At 65.8% G+C, this 18,994-nt stretch carries 16 protein-coding genes; 15 read left to right on the top strand and 1 reads right to left on the bottom strand.

Translation table 11 applies throughout. The features are described from left to right. The first annotated feature begins 72 nt into the window (after positions 1-72). The 12 genes from V5D55_RS10125 (at position 73) to V5D55_RS10070 (ending at position 14,228) form a co-directional block, all read left to right on the top strand. Entirely contained in the window at positions 73-1,218 is a 1,146-nt protein-coding gene (locus V5D55_RS10125; RefSeq protein WP_435742526.1) for an agmatine deiminase family protein, read from the top strand. Between the two features lie 62 nt (positions 1,219-1,280). Further along, a complete protein-coding gene (locus V5D55_RS10120) occupies positions 1,281-2,246 on the top strand; it encodes a DUF4436 family protein (protein WP_435742524.1) in 966 nt (321 codons plus the stop codon). Between the two features lie 189 nt (positions 2,247-2,435). Then, positions 2,436-3,956 (top strand): ABC transporter substrate-binding protein, encoded by a 1,521-nt coding sequence (locus V5D55_RS10115; RefSeq protein ID WP_435742522.1) that lies wholly within the window; start codon positions 2,436-2,438, stop codon positions 3,954-3,956. A gap of 4 nt (positions 3,957-3,960) precedes the next feature. Continuing rightward, positions 3,961-4,905, top strand: coding sequence for an ABC transporter permease (locus V5D55_RS10110; RefSeq protein ID WP_435742520.1), 945 nt, complete (start codon positions 3,961-3,963; stop codon positions 4,903-4,905). After that, positions 4,902-5,771: an ABC transporter permease gene (locus tag V5D55_RS10105; RefSeq protein ID WP_435742518.1), complete on the top strand. Its 870-nt coding sequence runs from the start codon at positions 4,902-4,904 to the stop codon at positions 5,769-5,771. Before V5D55_RS10110 ends, V5D55_RS10105 begins: the two co-directional genes overlap by 4 nt. After that, a complete protein-coding gene (locus V5D55_RS10100; RefSeq protein ID WP_435742516.1) occupies positions 5,768-6,742 on the top strand; it encodes an ABC transporter ATP-binding protein in 975 nt (324 codons plus the stop codon). The genes V5D55_RS10105 and V5D55_RS10100 overlap by 4 nt, the downstream gene beginning before the upstream one ends. Next, positions 6,739-7,776, top strand: a complete 1,038-nt coding sequence (locus tag V5D55_RS10095; RefSeq protein WP_435742514.1) for an oligopeptide/dipeptide ABC transporter ATP-binding protein — start codon at positions 6,739-6,741, stop codon at positions 7,774-7,776. The genes V5D55_RS10100 and V5D55_RS10095 overlap by 4 nt, the downstream gene beginning before the upstream one ends. Beyond that, positions 7,773-8,393 carry a TetR/AcrR family transcriptional regulator gene (locus V5D55_RS10090; RefSeq protein ID WP_435742512.1) on the top strand — a complete coding sequence of 207 codons (621 nt, stop codon included), beginning with the start codon at positions 7,773-7,775 and terminating at the stop codon, positions 8,391-8,393. The genes V5D55_RS10095 and V5D55_RS10090 overlap by 4 nt, the downstream gene beginning before the upstream one ends. A gap of 153 nt (positions 8,394-8,546) precedes the next feature. Beyond that, complete coding sequence (locus tag V5D55_RS10085) at positions 8,547-9,581, top strand: agmatine deiminase family protein (protein ID WP_435742510.1); 1,035 nt, start codon at positions 8,547-8,549, stop codon at positions 9,579-9,581. Further along, positions 9,578-11,344 carry an amidase gene (locus V5D55_RS10080; RefSeq protein ID WP_435742508.1) on the top strand — a complete coding sequence of 589 codons (1,767 nt, stop codon included), beginning with the start codon at positions 9,578-9,580 and terminating at the stop codon, positions 11,342-11,344. Before V5D55_RS10085 ends, V5D55_RS10080 begins: the two co-directional genes overlap by 4 nt. Beyond that, entirely contained in the window at positions 11,341-12,879 is a 1,539-nt protein-coding gene (locus tag V5D55_RS10075; protein ID WP_435742506.1) for an ABC transporter substrate-binding protein, read from the top strand. Before V5D55_RS10080 ends, V5D55_RS10075 begins: the two co-directional genes overlap by 4 nt. Before the next feature lie 53 nt (positions 12,880-12,932). Further along, positions 12,933-14,228 (top strand): agmatine deiminase family protein, encoded by a 1,296-nt coding sequence (locus V5D55_RS10070; protein ID WP_435742504.1) that lies wholly within the window; start codon positions 12,933-12,935, stop codon positions 14,226-14,228. A 259-nt stretch (positions 14,229-14,487) separates the two neighbouring features. Here V5D55_RS10070 and V5D55_RS10065 read toward each other — a convergent pair whose 3' ends face one another. Continuing rightward, positions 14,488-15,588, bottom strand: a complete 1,101-nt coding sequence (locus V5D55_RS10065; protein ID WP_435742501.1) for a substrate-binding domain-containing protein — start codon at positions 15,586-15,588, stop codon at positions 14,488-14,490. Between the two features lie 257 nt (positions 15,589-15,845). On the opposite strand from V5D55_RS10065, the gene V5D55_RS10060 reads away from it, so the two are divergent. The 3 genes from V5D55_RS10060 to V5D55_RS10050 are packed head-to-tail and all read left to right on the top strand — an operon-like array spanning position 15,846 to position 18,967. Next, on the top strand, positions 15,846-17,114 hold the full coding sequence (locus tag V5D55_RS10060) for an ABC transporter substrate-binding protein (protein WP_435742499.1): 1,269 nt from the start codon (positions 15,846-15,848) through the stop codon (positions 17,112-17,114). A 4-nt stretch (positions 17,115-17,118) separates the two neighbouring features. Then, the gene (locus V5D55_RS10055) at positions 17,119-18,030 is read left to right on the top strand and encodes a carbohydrate ABC transporter permease (protein ID WP_435742497.1); all 912 of its coding nucleotides are present in this window, start codon (positions 17,119-17,121) and stop codon (positions 18,028-18,030) included. Beyond that, on the top strand, positions 18,020-18,967 hold the full coding sequence (locus V5D55_RS10050) for a carbohydrate ABC transporter permease (RefSeq protein ID WP_435742494.1): 948 nt from the start codon (positions 18,020-18,022) through the stop codon (positions 18,965-18,967). Before V5D55_RS10055 ends, V5D55_RS10050 begins: the two co-directional genes overlap by 11 nt. Positions 18,968-18,994 lie beyond the last annotated feature (27 nt).

Genomic DNA, 18,994 nt, shown 5'->3' with positions numbered 1-18,994 from the left:
TCCGTCCTAGGATTCGAGCCAGAGAGTGGCGGCCTATACTCTTGGATGACATCTAATTTTTGGAGGTCAGACATGACTGCGTTTGAGGTGACTCGGAGAGGGCTGCTCACCGCGACAGGGCTCGGGATCCTCGGCACGGCTCTGATCGGGTGCGCGCCGAACGGACCCGCCGCAACGGGAGCGCCTTCGGGTGGCACACAGGCGCGCGTGGATAAGCGCATGGGCGCCGAGTGGGACAGTCACGCGCGCACGGTGATGACGTGGCCGACCGCTTTGATCTGGGGCGAGGACGTCGACGACGTTCGAGCAGACATCGCGAACATCGCCCGCGCGATCGCCGAGTTCGAACCCGTAGTGATGCTCGCGTCACCGGTGGACGTGGAGGATGCCGAGTATGAGTGCGGTTCCGAGGTCGAGGTCGTCGAGCTGGCGGTGGATGACCTGTGGGCACGCGACACCGTCCCCGTCTTCGTCGAGGCTGCGGATGGCCTGGAAGGCGTCGACTTCAACTTCAACGGTTGGGGGAACAAGCAGGAGCATCCGAACGATGCATTCGTCGGCCGAGAGTTCCTGCGGGAGTTCGAGATTCCGCGCATCGAGGCGAACCTTGTCGGCGAGGGTGGCTCGCTCGAGACAGACGGACTCGGCACCCTGCTCGTGACCGAGAGTTCACTGGTGAACGCCAACCGGAACCCCGGGCTCGACCGCGACGAGGTCGAGAGCAGGCTCAAGAAGCTGTTGGGCATGCAGAAGGTGATCTGGTTCGACGGCGTCTACGACGAAGACATCACCGATGCGCACATCGACTCCCTCGTGAGATTCACGGCTCCCGGCGTCGTGCTGCTCGACGTTCCCGGCGAGGGTGCTCCCGACGACGTGTGGTCACGCTCTAGTGCGCAGGCGCGATCGGTGCTCGAGGAGGCGACGGATGCGGGCGGCGACGGCTTCGATGTCGTCGATCTGCCGCAGCCCGACTTCGGTGAGATCCGCGGCTCCGGCGATGACTTCCTCGCCTCCTACGTGAACTTCTACGTGGGGAACGGGGCGGTGTTCGTTCCCGAGTTCGGCGACCGCCGCGCCGACGATCGCGCCCAGGGGATCTTGCAGGATCACTTCCCCGACCGGGAGATCGTGCCGCTCGCCATCGACACGGTGGCATCTGGCGGCGGCGGCATCCACTGCGCGACGCACGACATGCCCGGCAACCCCGAGGAGTGAGTGTCCGTTCGCGACCGTCGCGAGCGCCATGATCCGAGTTCGCTCGGACGAGAAGGAGATCGATGGCGAAGACGATGAAGACGCGGTCACGACGGACACGCATGGTCGCCGCGGCGGTGGCGATCGTCGCGCTGGTCGCCGGCGTGGCGGCGTGGTCCCAGCTCGGCAGCACGGCTGGCGGAGACCGCGGCGTCCAATCCGGTCCGGCCGACGACCCGGATCGCGTCGATATCACCGCCTCGATCATCCGCGTGGATCCGTCGAGCGGTGAGCTCCTGCTGCGCCTGCTCGTCGTGCCGCGGGGGGATCTGACCACCGAGGGTGGGCTCTCCCCCCGTGAGGATCTCGAGATCCTCACCTCGGCGGCGATGAGGACGGATCCCTTCTTCCCGGCACTGGAACGCATCGGCAGCGTTGACGTGCCCGTCGTGCTCACTGGCACCGGAGTCACCGCCTATCCGTTCGACCGGTACGCGGCGACGATGGAGTTCACCGCGAAGATGGACGGCGAGACGGTGCCCGTGCACCTGACGCTGGCCCATCGTGACGCGCTGTTCGGGGCAGCGATCGACGCCTACCAGGAGTCGGACGCGGCCGTCGCAGAGCTCACCCTCACGCGCTCCGTCAGCGTGCTGACTTTCGCGATCTTCATGATCCTCGCGATGTGGGCGCTCGCTATCGCCGTTGCGACGGGCGCTTGGCACCTGTTGTCGCGTCGTCGCGGCCTCGTCTGGCCGGCGCTCGGCTGGATGGCGGCGACCTTGTTCGCGATCGCCGGATTCCGCAATGCGGCTCCGGGCTCCCCGCCGATCGGCTCGCTGATCGACTACCTCGCGTTCTTCTGGGCGGAGGCGATCATCGCGGTCTGCGTGTTCGCGGTGGTCATGATCGGGGTGCGAACCGAGCGGGCTGTGGAGGAGAGCGAGGCGACGGCGGCAGTGCCCGCGTCATCAGATGCCCCGGAGATCGTCGCCGCGGATGAGCCTGACGAGCCGATAACGGACGCGGGCGCAGGATCCGCGCGCTGAGGCCGGGAGTGCACCGGCCAGGCCATCGCGCACGGCACCCGGGCGCACCCGACATCGTGCGCTGCGCGTTGACCATTTCGGAGCTCGGGAGACCCGGCGGTTGACAAGCGGGCCGACCACGCGCATGATAATTGGATATCATCCAATTCCGCTCCGGTGACGCTGCTGTCCCGGGAGACAGGAGGAATCATGGCTCCCTTCATGAAAAAGACGCTGTCACTTCTGGCAGTCGTGGTTGTGGCGACCGGACTCACTGCGTGCAACGGCGAAGGGTCGAACCCCGCGACCGATGCAGAGAGCACGCTGCACGTCGCGCGCTCGGAGTCGTTCGACGGGTGGGACCCCGATAAGGCCGCGGCGTACTCGACCTATCAGACTCTGCAGGGCGTGCTCGAGCCGCTGCTGCGCTTCACCGCGGAGGGCGATCAGGTCGAAGCCGGGATCGCCACCGAGTGGACCTACGACGCCGAGGCGCTCACCTGGACGTTCACGCTGCGGGATGACGTGATGTTCAGCGACGGCACGCCGCTCACCTCCGACGATGTCGTCTTCTCGGCCGGAGTGTGGGCCGAGGGCTCCAACTACGGCGGGCTCTACGCGAACATCACCGAGGTGTCGGCGCCCGACGAGCACACGGTCGTCTTCGCGCTGGCCGCGCCCGACACGACCCTTCCGGTCCTGATGACGTGGTCGTCGTCGGCGATCTTCCCCGTCGACTTCGGCGGCCTCACGAAGAAGGGGTATTTCGCCGCCCCGGTCGCCGCAGGAGCCTTCACGGTCGCCGACTGGTCCCCCGGCGGTCGGATCGTGCTCGACAAGAACCCGCACTACTACCAGGAGGGGCGCCCCTATCTCGATCAGGTCGTCATCGAGGTCGTGCCCGACGCGACCGAACGCGGCGCGCAGTTCCAAGCAGGCCAGATCGACATCTCCGAGTACATCTCCCCGATCGACGCGAAGCAGTACGGCGACGCCCTGGTGGCGCTGCCCGCCAGTCAGATCGAGCATCTGAGCTTCAACACGACCGGCGGTCCGCTGGCAGATCCGAACGTGCGACGAGCCCTCGCTCATGCGATCGACTACGAAGCCATCGCGGCCGGCCCGTTCCGAGGGATCGGCGCCGAACCACGCGGCATCATCCCGCCGAACCTCGCGAACTGGGCGCCGCCCACCGAGCAGCCCTTCACGAAAGACCTCGACGAGGCCGAGAGCCTGCTCGAGGAGTCGGGCGCGGATATCGCCTCGCTCGAGCTCATCTACGACGCGGCGAATCCCACCGATCACCTCGTCGCCCAGATCCTCAAGGAGAATCTCGCCGAAGTGGATGTCGACCTCAGCCTCACGGCCCTCGAGACGGGAGCCTTCCTCAGCCGGGCCTACGGCCTCGACGCCGACATGGTTCTCTGGTCGTACGGCGCCGTCTCCCCTGATGTGGTCGATCCGTTGGGCTGGATCACCGGCACCTCCTGGCTGTTCACCGGGTTCGAGACCGACACGGTGACCGCGCAGTTCTTCGCCTACGGAGCGACCGAGTCGGCCGACGAGAAGAAGGCGATCGTCGCGCAGGTGCAGGACGATGCGCTGCGCAACGCACAGGCGATCAGCCTCACCGAGTTTCAGGTGCAGCATGCGGTGAGCGACCGGGTCTCCGGATTCGCGTCGGCACCGTGGGGCATGTACTACTGGGACACGATCCAGGTGAGCGAGTAGAGCCGTGGGACGCTACCTCTTCATCGTCAAACGGCTGGCCCTCGCGGTCCCGCTGCTGCTCGGCATCGTGCTGCTGGTCTTCCTGATCCTCAAGATCACCCCCGGCGACCCCGCGCGGTTGATTGTCGGCCTTCGCGCCCCGGAAGCCGAGCTCGAGATCGTCCGCGAGCAGCTCGGGTTGAACGACCCAGCGATCGTGCAGTACTTCGCCTACGTCGGGCGCCTGCTCACCGGAGACCTCGGCTACTCGTTCAAGTCGAACGAGGCGGTAGCGGCCATCGTCGCCGAGCGGCTGCCCGCGACCCTCTGGCTTCTGGGGATCGGCGCGCTGATGTCGCTCGCGATCTCCGTGCCGCTCGCGATCCTCTCGGCCCGCCGACCCGACGGACCGATCGATCACGGTGCGAGGGCGTTCGGTCTCGTGGCATTGTCCATGCCCTCGTTCTGGGTCGGGATCGTGCTGATCCTCGCGGTCGCAGTACCGACCGGATGGTTCCCCGTCGGCGGATTCGGGTCGACGCCGGCTGAGCACCTGCATTCGGTGCTGCTGCCCGCCTTCACCCTCGCCCTCTCAATCGCTCCACTGCAGATCCGCAGCCTGCGCACGAGCATCATCGAGGTCCTGGGCGCCGAGCACGTCACGACGGCGCGCTCCCTCGGTCTCTCGAACGGGCGCATCATGTCGCGCTTCGTGCTTCGCAACGCGGCCCCGCCGACCGTCTCGATCCTCGCCCTCAACATCGGCTATCTGCTGTTCGGTGCGGTCGTGGTCGAGACCACATTCGCGCTCCCCGGCATCGGGCAGGGCATCGTCCTGGCCGCCCGTCAACGCGACATACCGACCATCCAGGGATACACCCTGTTGTTCGCGCTGGCGGTCGTCGTGGTGTTCCTCATCGCCGACATCGTCACCTCGATGGCCGATCCACGACTGGAGGTCGAATCATGAGCGCCATTGCCGCCGACACGGTCGGAGCACTTTCTCCGAAGACGCGACTGATCGTCGCCGCAGAGCGCACCCGCCTACCCCGGCGCGTATGGGTGGGGATCTCGATCGTGGCGGTGTACGTGCTCGCCGCGGTGTTCGCCCCCCTCATCGCACCGTACGATCCGCTCGCACAGGACGTCGTGAACTCGCTCGCCGCCCCGAGCGCCGCACATTGGCTCGGCACCGACGAACTCGGGCGCGACGTGCTCTCCCGACTCATCCACGCCTCACGGATCGATCTGCTCGTCGGCTTCCTCGGTGCAGCGCTGCCGGCCGCGCTGGGCACCTTCCTCGGGGCCGTCGCCGGCTTCCGCGGCGGGTGGCTCGATGGTGTGATCATGCGCATCTCGGACATCGTGCAGGCGTTCCCCACCTACATCCTCATCATCGCCCTCGTCTTCGCCCTCGGGCCCGGCGTGACGTCGATCCTGGTCGCTTTCACGCTGATCGCGTGGGTCTCGTATGCGCGACTGATCCGCACTGAGGTGCTCCGCGAACGTGGGCTCGACTACGTCTCGGCGGCGAGGGCATCCGGCCTCTCAGGCCGCCGAACACTCTGGAGGCATGTCTTCCCGAACTCCGTCGGCCAGACCCTCGTCTACCTGCCGTCGGACATCGTCGGGGCGACCCTCGGGCTCGCTGCGCTGTCGTTCCTCGGGCTCGGCATCCAGGCGCCGACGCCGGAGTGGGGAGCGATGATCGCCGCCGGCCAACCGTACATCCGAGAGCAGTGGTGGCTCTCGACCGTGCCGGGACTGGTGGTCGTCGGTTTCGGGCTGGGCCTGAGCCTGGTCGGAGAGGGAATCGAAGAATGGACGAGGAAATGACCCGGAACGTGATCAGCGTGCGAGACCTGCACGTCTCGCTGTCGCTGGGAGGAAACACCGTGACACCGGTCGACGGGATCTCTTTCGACGTCCGCGCCGGGGAGTCCTTGGGTATCGTCGGCGAGTCCGGATCGGGCAAGAGCCTGTCGCTGCGCGCCGTGCTCGGCCTGCTGCCGCGGGGCGGAACATCGACCGGATCCGTGCGCTACGCGTTCGCAGACGGCAAGATCGGAGCGGATGCCGAGCGCGTGCGCGGACGAGGGGCGGCAATGGTCTTCCAGGAACCGATGACCGCCCTGAACCCGACGATGCGCGTCGGCGACCTCATCGGGGAGGCAGTGCGGGTCACCGGCGTACGTTCCCGACGCGCGATCAAGGAGCGGGTGATCGAGCTCATGGCGAGCGTCGGCATCCCCGAACCTGCGCGCCGTGCTCGCATGTGGCCGCACGAGCTGTCGGGAGGGCTCCGCCAGCGCGTGATGATCGCCGCGGCCCTCGCCACAGGACCCGAGATCCTGTTTTGCGACGAACCGACGACGGCCCTCGACGTCACGATCCAAGACCAGATCCTCGGACTGCTGCGCGGCCTGCAAGAAGAGCGCGGCATGGCGATGGTCTTCGTCTCGCACGATCTGGCCGTCGTCTCCGAGGTATGCGATCGCATCGCGGTGATGTACGCCGGAAGGGTCGTCGAGACCGGACCTGTGGCCGAGGTGCTGCGCTCACCGCGCCACCCCTACACGGCGGCCCTACTGGCATCGGCGCCCTCTTTCGCCGGCGGAACGGACGAACTGGCGACGATCCCCGGGTCCCCACCGGACCCGCGCGACTTCCCGAGCGGATGCCGATTCGCTCCGCGCTGCGCATTCGCGACGGAGGAGTGCCTCCGGGCGCCGTACACCCTCGACGGAGACGGCGAGAGAGCCACCGCCTGCATCCGCCCTGAAGTGCTCGAGGCGGTGGCGGCATGAGCGTCCTGCTGGAGGCACATGACCTCACCGTCAGCTACCGTGTGGGATCGGCGCTCTGGGCGCGCGTCCGCGGGCACGCCGTTCCTGAAGTGCATGCGATCGAGCAGCTCGACCTGGTCGTGGAGCGCGGATCGGTGGTCGGCATTGTCGGGGAGTCGGGTTGCGGCAAGTCGACGCTCGCCAAGGCGCTGGTCGGGCTCGCGCCGCTCGCCGGCGGGTCGATCACGCTCGATGGTGAGACTCTGAGCCCGCGCCGCACCCCACAGCAGACGCGACGTGTGCAGATGGTCTTCCAGGATCCGAGCGCATCGCTCGACCCCTCGATGACGATCGGGCAGACGCTACGCGAGCTCCTCCGTGTGCACCGCATGGTGGCGCCAGCGGACGTGCAGGCGCGGGCGGAGGAGCTCATGCGACGGGTAGAGCTTCCGGTGTCGCTCTTGCAGGCTTACCCCCGTCGGCTCTCCGGAGGACAACGACAGCGCGTCGGAATCGCCCGTGCGCTGGCGCTCGAGCCGGAAGTGCTCGTCGCCGACGAATCGGTGGCGGCTCTGGATGTGTCGGTGCAGGCCGCGATCCTCAATCTTCTACAACGGCTGCGCGCGGAACTCGGGCTGACGATCCTCTTCATCTCACACGACCTCGCTGTGGTGCGACATCTCTGCGATCGCGTCGTGGTGATGTACCTGGGCACGGTGGTCGAGGACCGTCCGACGGAAGACCTCTTCGAGGACCCTCGGCATCCGTACACGGCCGCCCTCCTGTCAGCGGCGCCTCGGCTGGGCTTCGAGAAGCTGTCGGGAGGATCGGCGCTCAGCGGCGAACCCGGCAGCTTGCACTCCGTTCCGTCCGGGTGTCGATTCCATCCACGCTGCCCCGTCGCGAGGCCTGAGTGCACGGACCGAGTGCCCGTGCTCGCGGGGCCGGCACCGGATCAGCGCGCCGCCTGTCACTTCGCCTGGGACACCGACGCTGCACCATCGGAACGTCTTGGGGTGCCGGCGAACGGCGCGGCTAGGATGGATCCACTATGAGTGGGGTGACCGGCCGACTGGCGAAGGGGCAAGCCCGCCAGCAGATCGTGGTGGAAGCAGCGGCGAAAGCCATTGCGGACCTCGGGCTTGCGAATGTGCGAGTCTCGGACATCGCCGAGCGTGCCGGGATGACTCCGGGCCACGTGACCTACTACTTCCCTTCGAAGACCGAATTGCTCATGCTGGCCATTCGTCGTAGCGAGGAGTCGCTCGTCGATCAGGTGGATGCTGAGCTCGACGGCATCGAAGAGCCGTGGGCGCGGTTGGAACGGCTCATCGAGCTCTCGGCGTCGAACGGTCGAGGTGACACCGGCTGGATCCTCTGGTTCCAGGTGTGGTCCGATGCGGCGACCGACGACACGGTCGCGGACGTTCATAACGAACTCGACGATCGTTGGCTGCAGATCCTCAGCGGGGTGCTCGCCTATGGGCGGGACCGCGGCGTGTTCTCCTTCGACGACCTCGAGGACGTGTCGCAGCTGATCTCGGCATCCATCGATGGTCTCTCGGTCCAGCTCACCGTGGGTGCGCCCGGATTCGATCGCGAGCGGATGCTACAGCTGTGCATGCGTGTCTGCGCGGCCTTCCTGAACGTCAGGTCGGGCGCTCAGGCCTGACATCGCACGACGAACAGCGCTCCTTCGGGAGCGCTGTTCGTCGTGTGTCCTGATGCTGCTTCTCCTATTTCGGTGGATTCTCGGTCGAGGTTGCGAAAGAATTGGATGAGATCCAAGATAGTGTGAACACACGAAAACCAACGGAGGTCCGTCGTGATCGACACGAACACCACCCCGGCCGATGCCGGCTTCTCGATGCCCGCCGAATGGGCACCGCATTCCGGCTGCGTGATGGTCTGGCCTGCCCGCCTCGCGCTTTGGAAGGACCGGCTCGATGAGGCCAAGCGCGACTACGCGACGGTGGCTCGGGCGATCGCCGCGTTCGAGCCGGTGATCATGCTGTGCAACCCGGGTCAGTCCGCCGAGGTGATCGCCCTCTGCGGCGCCGGGGTCGAACCTCTCGAGGTTCCCGTCGACGACTCCTGGGCGCGCGACAGCGGCCCGGCATTCGTCACGAACGACCGCGGCGATCTCGCTGCCGTCAAGTTCGGCTTCAATGCCTGGGGCGAGCGGTGGCATCCGCATGACCAGGACGCACTGATCCCCGACCGCATTGCCGCACATCTCGGCATCCCGCTGTTCCGTGCACCGTTCGTGCTCGAAGGCGGCGCCTTCTTCGTGGATGGCGAGGGGACGCTGCTGACCACGGAGCAGTGCCTGCTCAACCCGAACCGCAACCCGACGATGTCGAAGGAGGAGATCGAGCAGGGCCTGCGTGATTACCTGGGCGTCTCCAAAATCATCTGGCTTCCCTACGGGCACAGCCTCGATGTTGGACCCGCGGGCACCGACGGACACGTCGACGGAGTCGCCCAGTACATCGCACCCGGGCGTGTGCTGCTCGAAGTGCCCACCGACCCGGCATCCACGGAGTACCTCCGCGCGCGTGCCAACCTCGCCCGACTCGGCGAGGCCCGCGATGCGGCCGGACGCGAGATCGAGGTGGCGCTCCTCGACCCGCATGTCGACTCCGAGGTGTCGTTCGCGAATCATTACCTCGCCGACGGTGCCGTCATCGTGCCGATCGGCGGCGATGCGCACGACGAACCCGTGCTCGAGTTCCTGCGTACCTCGTACCCCGGTCGTGAGATCGTCGGCGTTCCCGGCGCGACCATCGCGTTCGGCGGCGGGGGCCCGCACTGCATCACGCAGCAGATCCCCGCCCCGACGACCCGGAGCGCGAGATGACCACGCAGACGTCCGTCGTCGTCGATGTCGTCGAGGCGTCGATCGCCGACCTGCGTGCGGCCCTGGAAGACGGGCGGGCGACGAGCGAATCGCTCACCCTCGCCTACCTCGCGCGCATCGAGGCCTACGACCGGCCCGGAACCGCGACGGCACTCAACGCTCTGGTCGTGATGAACCCGGATGCGCTTCTCGAGGCCCGCGCGTCCGACGAACGCCGGGCGCGCCGGGCGACGCTCGGTCCTCTCGACGGGATCCCCTACACGGCCAAGGACAGCTATCTCGCGCGGGGCCTCAGCGTCGCGGCAGGTAGCCCCGCGTTCGCGAACCTCATCGCCCAACGGGACGCCTTCACGATCGAGCGTCTGCGTGCGGCAGGCGCGGTGCTGATCGGTCTGACCAACATGCCGCCGATGGCGAACGGCGGCATGCAGCGCGGACTGTACGGACGAGCCGAGAGCCCCTACAGCGCGCGGTACCTCACGGCCGCCTTCGCGTCGGGCTCGTCCAACGGGTCGGGCACCGCGACCGCCGCGTCGTTCGCCGCCTTCGGATTGGGTGAAGAAACCTGGTCGTCCGGTCGCGCGCCCGCGTCGAACAACGCCCTGTGCGCCTATACGCCGTCGCGCGGCGTGATCTCGGTGCGCGGCAACTGGCCACTCGTCCCGACGATGGATGTCGTCGTGCCGCATACCCGCACGATGGCCGACCTTCTCGAGGTGCTCGACGTGATCGTCGCTGACGATCCGGAGACCCGCGGCGACTTCTGGCGCGTGCAGCCCTGGGTGAGCATCCCGAGCGCGTCGTCTGTCCGCCCTCCTTCTTATGCGGCGCTGCGCCCCGCGGACCTGACGGCCGCGCAGGACCGACTGCGCGGCATCCGATTCGGCATCCCCCGGATGTACATCAACGCCGATCCGGATGCCGGCGTCGCCGAAGCTGAGCGGGGCGTCGGAATCGGCGGTCCCACGGGGCAGCGGATCGAGACGCACCCCACGATCGTCCGACTCTGGCACGCGGCGAAGCATGACCTGGAGGACGCAGGGGCGGAGGTCGTCGAAGTCGACTTCCCTGTCGTGTCGAACTACGAGGGGGATCGGCCCGGCGCGTCGACCATCGCGACGCGAGGACTGGTCAGTCCCGAGTATTTTCGGCGCGAGACCGTCGACCTCTCCGCGTGGTCCTGGAACGAATTCCTCGAGGCCAACGGCGACCCTGCCCTGCATCGCCTCGCGGATGTCGACGGCTCGCAGATCTTCCCGCCCGACGAGGTCACGCTCCCTGATCGCTACACCGGGTTCGATGACGACATCTCGGACTATCCGGAGTGGGCGCGTGCCCACGAGGGCGCGACTCTCGACGACATGCCGGAACTCGCCGACGGCCTGCGCGGGCTCGAGGAGACCCGCCGCGTCGATCTGGAAGTTTGGATGGATTCTCTCGGACTGGACGCGGTCGTGTTCCCCGCCGCCGCGGATGTGGGTGCCGCAGACATGGACGTGAATCCGATCTCCGCAGCGCGAGGCTGGCGCAACGGCGTCTGGGTCGCGAACGGCAATCTCGTTCCCCGACATCTCGGCATCCCCACGGTGACGGTGCCCATGGGCACCAGAGTGGACATCGGGATGCCGGTGGGACTCACCTTCGCAGGGCGCGCGTATGACGACACGGCGCTGCTCGAGATCGCCTCCGCTTTCGAGGCGACGGGTCATCGACGGACGCCGCCGTTGCGCACTCCGCGGCTCGAGGGACTGGTGAAATCATGACCGTACTGATGAGGCGCGCCGCGAAGCGTGCCGGGGCCGCCCTGGCACTCGGAGCCATCGGCATCGTTCTCGCGTCATGCACGTCGTCAGGGCCATCGGGTTCGGGCAGTGGCGACGAGGCGATCCTGCACGTCGCGCGAGCCGAGTCCTTCGAAGGATGGGATCCGGACAGCGCTGCGGCCTACGGCACCTTCCAGACCCTTCAAGGGGTTCTCGAGCCGCTCGTGCGGGTGACGCCTGATGGCACGGGCCTCGCGCCCGGATTGGCGGAATCGTGGACGTTCGATCCTGCGGCGCTGACGTGGACGTTCGTTCTGCGTGACGAGCTGCTCTTCAGCGACGGTTCCGACCTGACGTCCGAGGACGTCGCGTTCTCCGCGGACGTGTGGGCCGAAGGCCCCAACGTCGGTTCCCTGTATGCGAACATCGCTTCCGTCTCGACCCCCGACGATCGCACTGTCGTGTTCTCGTTCTCGACTCCGGACACCACGTTCCCCGTGCTGATGACGTGGTCTTCGTCCGCCATCTTCCCCTCTGATTTCGGTGGGAAGACGAAGGACGAGTACTTCTCGGCCCCCGTCGCGGCCGGCGCTTTCGTGGTGGCGGACTGGTCGCCGGGCGGGAAGACCATCCTCAAGAAGAACCCTCACTACTACGAGTCGGGGCGACCGTATCTGGATGAGGTCGTCATCGATGTGCTGCCGGATGCCACAGAGAGGAGTGCGCAGTACCTTGCGGGGCAGGTCGACATCTCGGAGTATGTGAGCCCGATCGATGCCGCAGCGTACGGCGATGCCCTCGTCGCCTTACCGGCCAGTCAGGTCGAGCACCTGAGCTTCAACACGACGCGCGCGCCCCTGGACGACGAACGCGTGCGTCAAGGAATCGCCTACGCCATCGACTACGAGTCCATCATTGCCGGGGCCTTCAAGGGCTACGGCTCGGAGCCTCAGGGAATCGTTCCGCCGAACCTCGAGAACTGGGTGCCGCCGACTCGAAAGCCGTATGCGCTCGACCGAGAGGCGGCCGTCGATCTTCTCGACGAGAGCGGCTTCGATACGACGGAACCCCTGGAGCTGATCTACGACTCGGCGAACCCCACCGACGCTCTCGTCGCGCAGATTCTCAAGGCGAACCTGGATGAGATCGACGTGGAGGTCACGCTGAGCCCGCAGGAGACCGGCGTGTTCCTCAGCCGGGCCTACGGGCTCGACGCCGACATGGTGCTCTGGTCTACCGGGGCCATCTCCCCCGATGTCGTCGATCCGCTGGGGGTGTTCGCCGGCGGAGACTGGCTGTTCACCGGATACGAGACGGAGACGATCACTCAGCAGTACCTCGACTACACGACGGCGAGTACTCCGGAAGAGAAGCAGCAGATCGTTCAGGCGGTACAGGACGACACGCTCGCGAGCGCCAACGTGATCAGCCTCGCCGAATACCAGGTGCTGCACGCGGTGAGCGACCGCGTCTCGGGTTTCACGGCCGCACCGTGGGGAATGTACTACTGGGACACCATCAAGGTGGACGAATGACTCGAAAGGCACACATGTCCGATCTGCAACCTCTCTCGCCGGCGGGTTTGGTCATGCCCGCTGAAGGTGCTCCGCACGCGATGACGTGGATGGCGTACGGGGCGACGCCGGGCGCCTGGGGGGAGGACTTGTTGTCTCCGTTCGGGCGGGACATCGGCAACAGCCGAACCCTCGCTCGTCAGGATCTGATGAGGATCGCCGCGAATCTGTCCCGCTTCGAGCCTGTCGCGATGCTCGTCGACTCCACAGAAGACGAGGCGGAGGCGAGGGGGTTCCTCACCGACATCATCGGGGGCGTATCTCCCAAGGACCAGCTCTCGAACGAGCTGGACGATACGGGCCGGATCTTCACGGGCGGCATCGCCAGATCGAGCGATATGCCGCCGATCGATCCGAACCGGATCACCTTCTTCCGCAGCCCGCTCGACGATCTCTGGACTCGAGACACGGCCCCCGTGTTCGTCAGAGACGCCGCGCGGCGGCTTCACGCTGTCGACCTGAACTTCAACGGGTGGGGGCAGTGGCCGATCTCGACGTCACTTCCCGGGTGGCGCAAGGATGCCGAGAAGACGAGGAATGGCGTCCTGGATCAGCCGGTCGACCGCGATCGAGGGGTCGCTGCCTCCATCGCACGCCTCGCTGACGCACCGGTCGTCGACACCTGGCTGACGATGGAGGGCGGCGGACTCGAGGTCAACGGCGCCGGTCTCGGCATCGCGATGGAGAGCTGCATCGTGAATCCGAACCGTAACCCGGGCAAGACGAGAGCAGAGATCGAGGGCGAGCTTCGACGCCTGTTCGGTGTCGAGTACATGCTGTGGATGCCGGGCGTCACCGGCGTCGAGCTGACGGACTGGCACGTGGACTTCACCGCGCGTTTCGTGGGCGAAGACCTGCTCGTCTTCGCCTTCGACGAGAAGTTCGAGCCCTCGGACCAGCGCAACCGCACGGCTCTGGAGTCGTCCGTCGCCGAGCTCAACGCGCTGCGGCCGGAGCAGAGAATGGCACTGTTCGGTTCACCGACAGCACGCCTTTCGACACGGGAACTGCCGACCCCCGACATCGAGAAGGTCTACTCATCCGTGCGGGCGCGGAACACCGAGCATCCGATCACGAGTCGCACCATCGAGGAATTCGCGCTCACGACCGCGCCTGGATACATCGGGTACTACGAGGCGAACGACTGCATCATCATGAGCCAATTCGGTGACGCGGCATCCGATCGCATCGCTTTCGATCGGGTTTCGCAGTTGTACCCGGATCGCGTCGTCCTTCAGATCGCCACCGACGGCCTCATGAGCGGCGGCGGGACCATTCACTGCGCGACACAGCAGCAGCCGGCCGTTTGACTGCGGGGCCGACGGCGAGCGGGCATCACCTGAGGTAGGCGTCGGTAGCGCGGCGAGCTCGCTGTCCGATCTCACCAGAGTTGTCTTGAAATGAGACACACCTCCCGCGGAAATCCGCGGGAGCCGTGATCGACCTGCAGAGCATTCTGTCTCACGAGAGTTGTCAGAGTTTCAGGTCAAGCCATCGTTGAGGATCGACTGAGACGGGATCCGCAGCTCACGCCGCGGATCCCGATCCTGCCTGCTCAGTAGCCGCCATTCATGATCGGTTTGTGAGTGATGACGCCCTGACCACGAGTTCGGGGAGGAGGTCGGTTCGGCGGACCGGTCGTGACGGGCCGTTCTCGAGTCGCTCGACCATCGTTTCCACCGCGACTCTCCCCACATCCGACTTCGGTGGTCGAAGGGCAGTGATCGGGGGCTCTCCGCTCGCAGCGATCTCGTCGTCGTAAGCGACGATCGCGAGATCTTCAGGTATGCGAACGCCGTGGTCGATGCAGTAGTGCTCGAGATGCAGGGCCTGCGGATCGGAATGCACGATCAACGCCGTCGTGCCGGTTTTCTCGCAGCGGTCGACCAGGTCCGCGAGGTTGCGATCGAGATCGCTGTTCGCTGCGATCTCGAGCACGTGCTCCAGCTCGGGCGGCGTCTCGAGGCCGAGTTCTTCGCCGGCGCGGAGCCAGCCATCGCGGAGGCGATTCGATGTTGGTGACGTCGGCGGCAGGGCCAGACCGATTCTCTGATGCCCTTCGTTGTACAGGTGATGCACGGCCAGGATCGCGCCGAACTCGTGGTCGGTGCATACCCATTCCAAATGGCGCAGTGCAAGAGCTGTGGGAACTCGGCGCTCGGCGAGAACGACCGGGATATCGAGGCCGTCGAGCCATTCGAGGATCGCGGCGCCGTCCTTTCCGGTCGTCTCAGGTGCGGCGATCAGTCCGTGCAAGGTCCCGGACTCGATGAGAGCCATGAGCTGCCGCTGTTGATCGCGGGGCTCGTAGGACGCGCTACGCAACACGATCTGCGCGTTGGCTGACGTCGCCGCGGCGCGGGCGCCGTTGATGATCTCCGGCCAGTAGTAGCTCAAGGTCGGCAGCACCATACCGATTCGATACTGCGGCTGAGCGGATTCTGCCTCGAGAGCGACTGTGCGGTCCAGGCTGCTCCGCAGAGTGGCGCCGCCATGGACACGGGTGACAAGCCCCCGGTCAGCGAGAGCATTGATGTCACGTCGGATGGTGATCTCTGCGACACCGAGGCTTTCGGCGATCGCGCGCACAGTCACAGACCCGCGAGTGCGGAGGTCATCCAGTATGCGCTCGCGTCGTTCGATCGCGAAAAGCACGCGCTGATCGCTCATGTGCTCCTCCCCTGCTAGGCCGGCCTCCATTTCATCTCGCTGCGCGTGGTAACGCCAACGAATCCAACCTTACTGACCCTATTCGATCCGATTCGATCTGTCTCGACCTCGTATACGCATGACTCTGGTGAACAGCCAAGCTTACGATCGTTGCGTCGCGGTCCACTCGGTCGTATGCCGCCGGGCCGCGCCACACCCCCATCGCGTCACGTCACGTCACGTCGCGCGAACCTGAACCCGAACCTCTGGAGTCGATGATGAGTCCGTCAATCAAGAAATCACTGCTCGGCATTTCCGCGATCGCGGCGTCAGCCACCCTTCTACTCTCGGGATGCTCCGGAAGCACCGACGATGCCGGTGGCGGCGACGACACTGTTGTGGTCAGCGCATGGGCGAGCAGTGAAGAAGAGACGGCAGCTCTTGAATCTCAGATCGCTGTCGCGCAGGAGCAGAACCCGGATCTGACCATCGAGCTGCGGACCTCACCATGGGCCGACTACTTCACCAAGATGACAACCGACCTGGCCTCGGGGAACATGGCGTGCGTCGCCGCGATGAACAGCAGCATGCTGACCGGCTACACGGACGGCTTCCGCGCCCTGAGCGATGCCGATCTGAAGACCGCCGGCATCGATCGCGACGACTATGCCGATGGTGCGATGGATATTCTCAGCGCGAACGATTCCCTCTTCGGGATCCCGTGGGACATCGCGACGATGGTCATCTTCACCAATCAGGATCTGCTCGACACGGCAGGCGTCTCACCGCAACCTGGCTGGACTTTCGACGAGTTCCGGGACGCGGCCAAGGCGACGACCACAGATGGCAAGGACGGCTTCGCGGTCGGAATCTCCCCCTCGACCTGGCAGGCGATCCCGATGTCGATCAGCAGGACGCAACCGGTGAACGAGGACGGCGAGCTCGATCTCGTGAATCCCGATTTCGCCGAGGCAGCCAATGCCTTCGCCGACCTGGTGCTGAAGGATAAAGTGGCGCAGCCCGTCGCCTCTGCCGCCGACGCCAACTGGGCGCGAGACCAGTACAGCAACGGAAACGCCGCCATGGTGATCGACGGAAGCTGGAACGCGGGCGCTTACCTCGCTAACGAGGCGGGCTTCGCGGCCGGAATCGCAACGCTCCCGGCCGCTGATGGCGCAGAACCTCTGAGCATGATCCTCGGGTCCGGCTACGGTCTCTCCCAGAGCTGCGAGAACACGGATGCGGCCCTCAGGGTTCTGGGTTCGCTCTCCAGCCCGGAGGTGCAGGATGAGATCGCCGAGTCCGGCCGCGGGTATCCTGCGCGGATCGACTCGCAGCCCCTGTATTTCGAGTCGCTCCCGGAAGAGCATCGCGAGACCGTTCGTGCGGCGTTCGAGGCCGCTTTCGAGAACGTCGAAGGTCAGCGAGTGACTTCGGAGTGGTCCAAGATCGGCGCCTACACGCAGCCGAATCTCGTCAGCGTCTACACCGGCCAGATGAGCATGGACGAGATGCTGGAGAACGCTCAGTCTCAGTTCGGGCGATGAGACGATGACTATCGCCTTGGAGCGGCGCAGACCGGGCGTGATGCAGCGTCGCGAAACATGGCACGCGTTGGGATTCGTCAGCCCGGCGATGCTCGGAGTCGCGTTGTTCACCGTCGTACCGGTGGCATTGTCCGTCGCGATGAGCTTCTTCGATTGGCCGACATTCGGCGAGAAGACATTCATCGGTCTGGACAATTACGCACGACTCTTCAACGACAGCCCCGACTTCTGGCCGGCATTGCGGAACTCGATCGTCTTCACGGTGCTTTCCGTGCCGATGACGGTGGCCATCTCCCTAGGGCTGGCGTGGGCGCTCGGTCCGAGGATCAGAGGGCGGTCGGCGCTCCGAGTGCTCTTCTTCATACCGGTCGTCACTCCTATGGTCGCGACCGTGCTGATCTGGAAGATGGTTCTTCAGCCCGACGGACTGGTCGACGGGGTAACGACGTCGTGGTTCGGCATCGACATGCCGAACCTGCTGGCCGATCCGTACTGGGCCATGGTCATGGTCGTCGTGATGTCCGTCTGGCAGGGCCTCGGTTACAACATGCTCATCTTCTCCGCGGCGATCGAGCAACTGCCGGAGTCAGTCATGGAGGCCGCAACCATGGACGGGGCGCGTGGCGCCCGGAGATTCTTCGGCATCGTATTGCCGATGATCTCGCCCTCCGTCTTCTTCGCGACGATCATGACGATGATCACAGCACTGCAGGTCTTCGTGCAGCCGCAACTCCTCACCGGAGGCGGACCCGGCAACGCCACCCAACCTCTCGTGATGTTCATCTACAACCAGGGGTTCGTGTTCCAGGACCTCGGCTTCGCCGCCGCAGCGGCATGGATCCTCTTCGTGATCATCATCGCCATCACGGTCCTCCAGTTCCGAGCGCAGCGAAAGTGGGTCCACTATGAGCACTGAGCAGCTCACGCGCGCCGATCGTGCCGGGTCGCCGGTCGCATTGAACGGGCCTGACCCGGCGCCGTCATCGACATCGAAGGGGCGAACTGCGGCAGGAGCCGGCCGGTCACGCTTCTCGCGAATCAAGCTCGTACTCGCTCACGTCGGCGTGTACGCAGCGGGCGCCCTCTTCATGGTGCCGCTGATCTTTGCCTTCTTCTCGGCCCTGAAACCGAACGATCAGATCTTCGAAACCCCGCCGTCCCTGTTCGGTACAGAGGTGCGCTGGTCCAACTTCGTCGATGTGTTCCAGTACGGCCCGTTCCTCACGTATATCGGCAACTCGCTGTTCGTATCGGTACTCGGAACGATCCTCGTGCTCGCGGTATCGACGACCGCCGGCTATGCATTCGCCCGCCTGCGATGGAAGGGCCGCGATGTGGTGTTCGTTCTATTCCTCGGCACGCTGATGGTGCCGCAGGAGATCCTCGTCGTCCCGATGTTCATCCTGATGCAGTGGTTCGGATGGGTGGACACGTACCAGGGCATCATCGTTCCTTTCGCCTTCACCGCATTCGGGACGTTCCTGATGCGACAGTTCTTCCGTGGCATCCCGTTCGAGCTGGAGGAAGCTGCGCGCGTCGATGGCGCGGGCCCCGTCCGCACGTTCCTGCGGATCGTACTTCCGTTGGCCGGTCCCGCGGTCGCTGTCCTGGCGGTATTCACCTTCCTCTCGTTCTGGAACGGCTACCTCTGGCCGCTGGTCATCACGACGGACTACGCCGCGCATGGCACTCTTCCGATCGGTCTGGCCAGTTTCGCCGGTCAGTACCTCACCCGCACCGATCTGCAGCTCGCGGCTTCGCTGATCGCCATGGTGCCCACGGTGATCATCGTGATCGCCCTCCAGAAGCATCTGGTGAAGGGCATCGCGACGGCCGGACTCGGCGGTCGCTGAGCCATGAGCGACCATACGCCCGGACTA

This window comes from Microbacterium sp. PMB16 (assembly GCF_051294855.1).
GTDB lineage: Bacteria > Actinomycetota > Actinomycetes > Actinomycetales > Microbacteriaceae > Microbacterium.
This window is presented reverse-complemented; position numbering and strand designations above follow the sequence as displayed.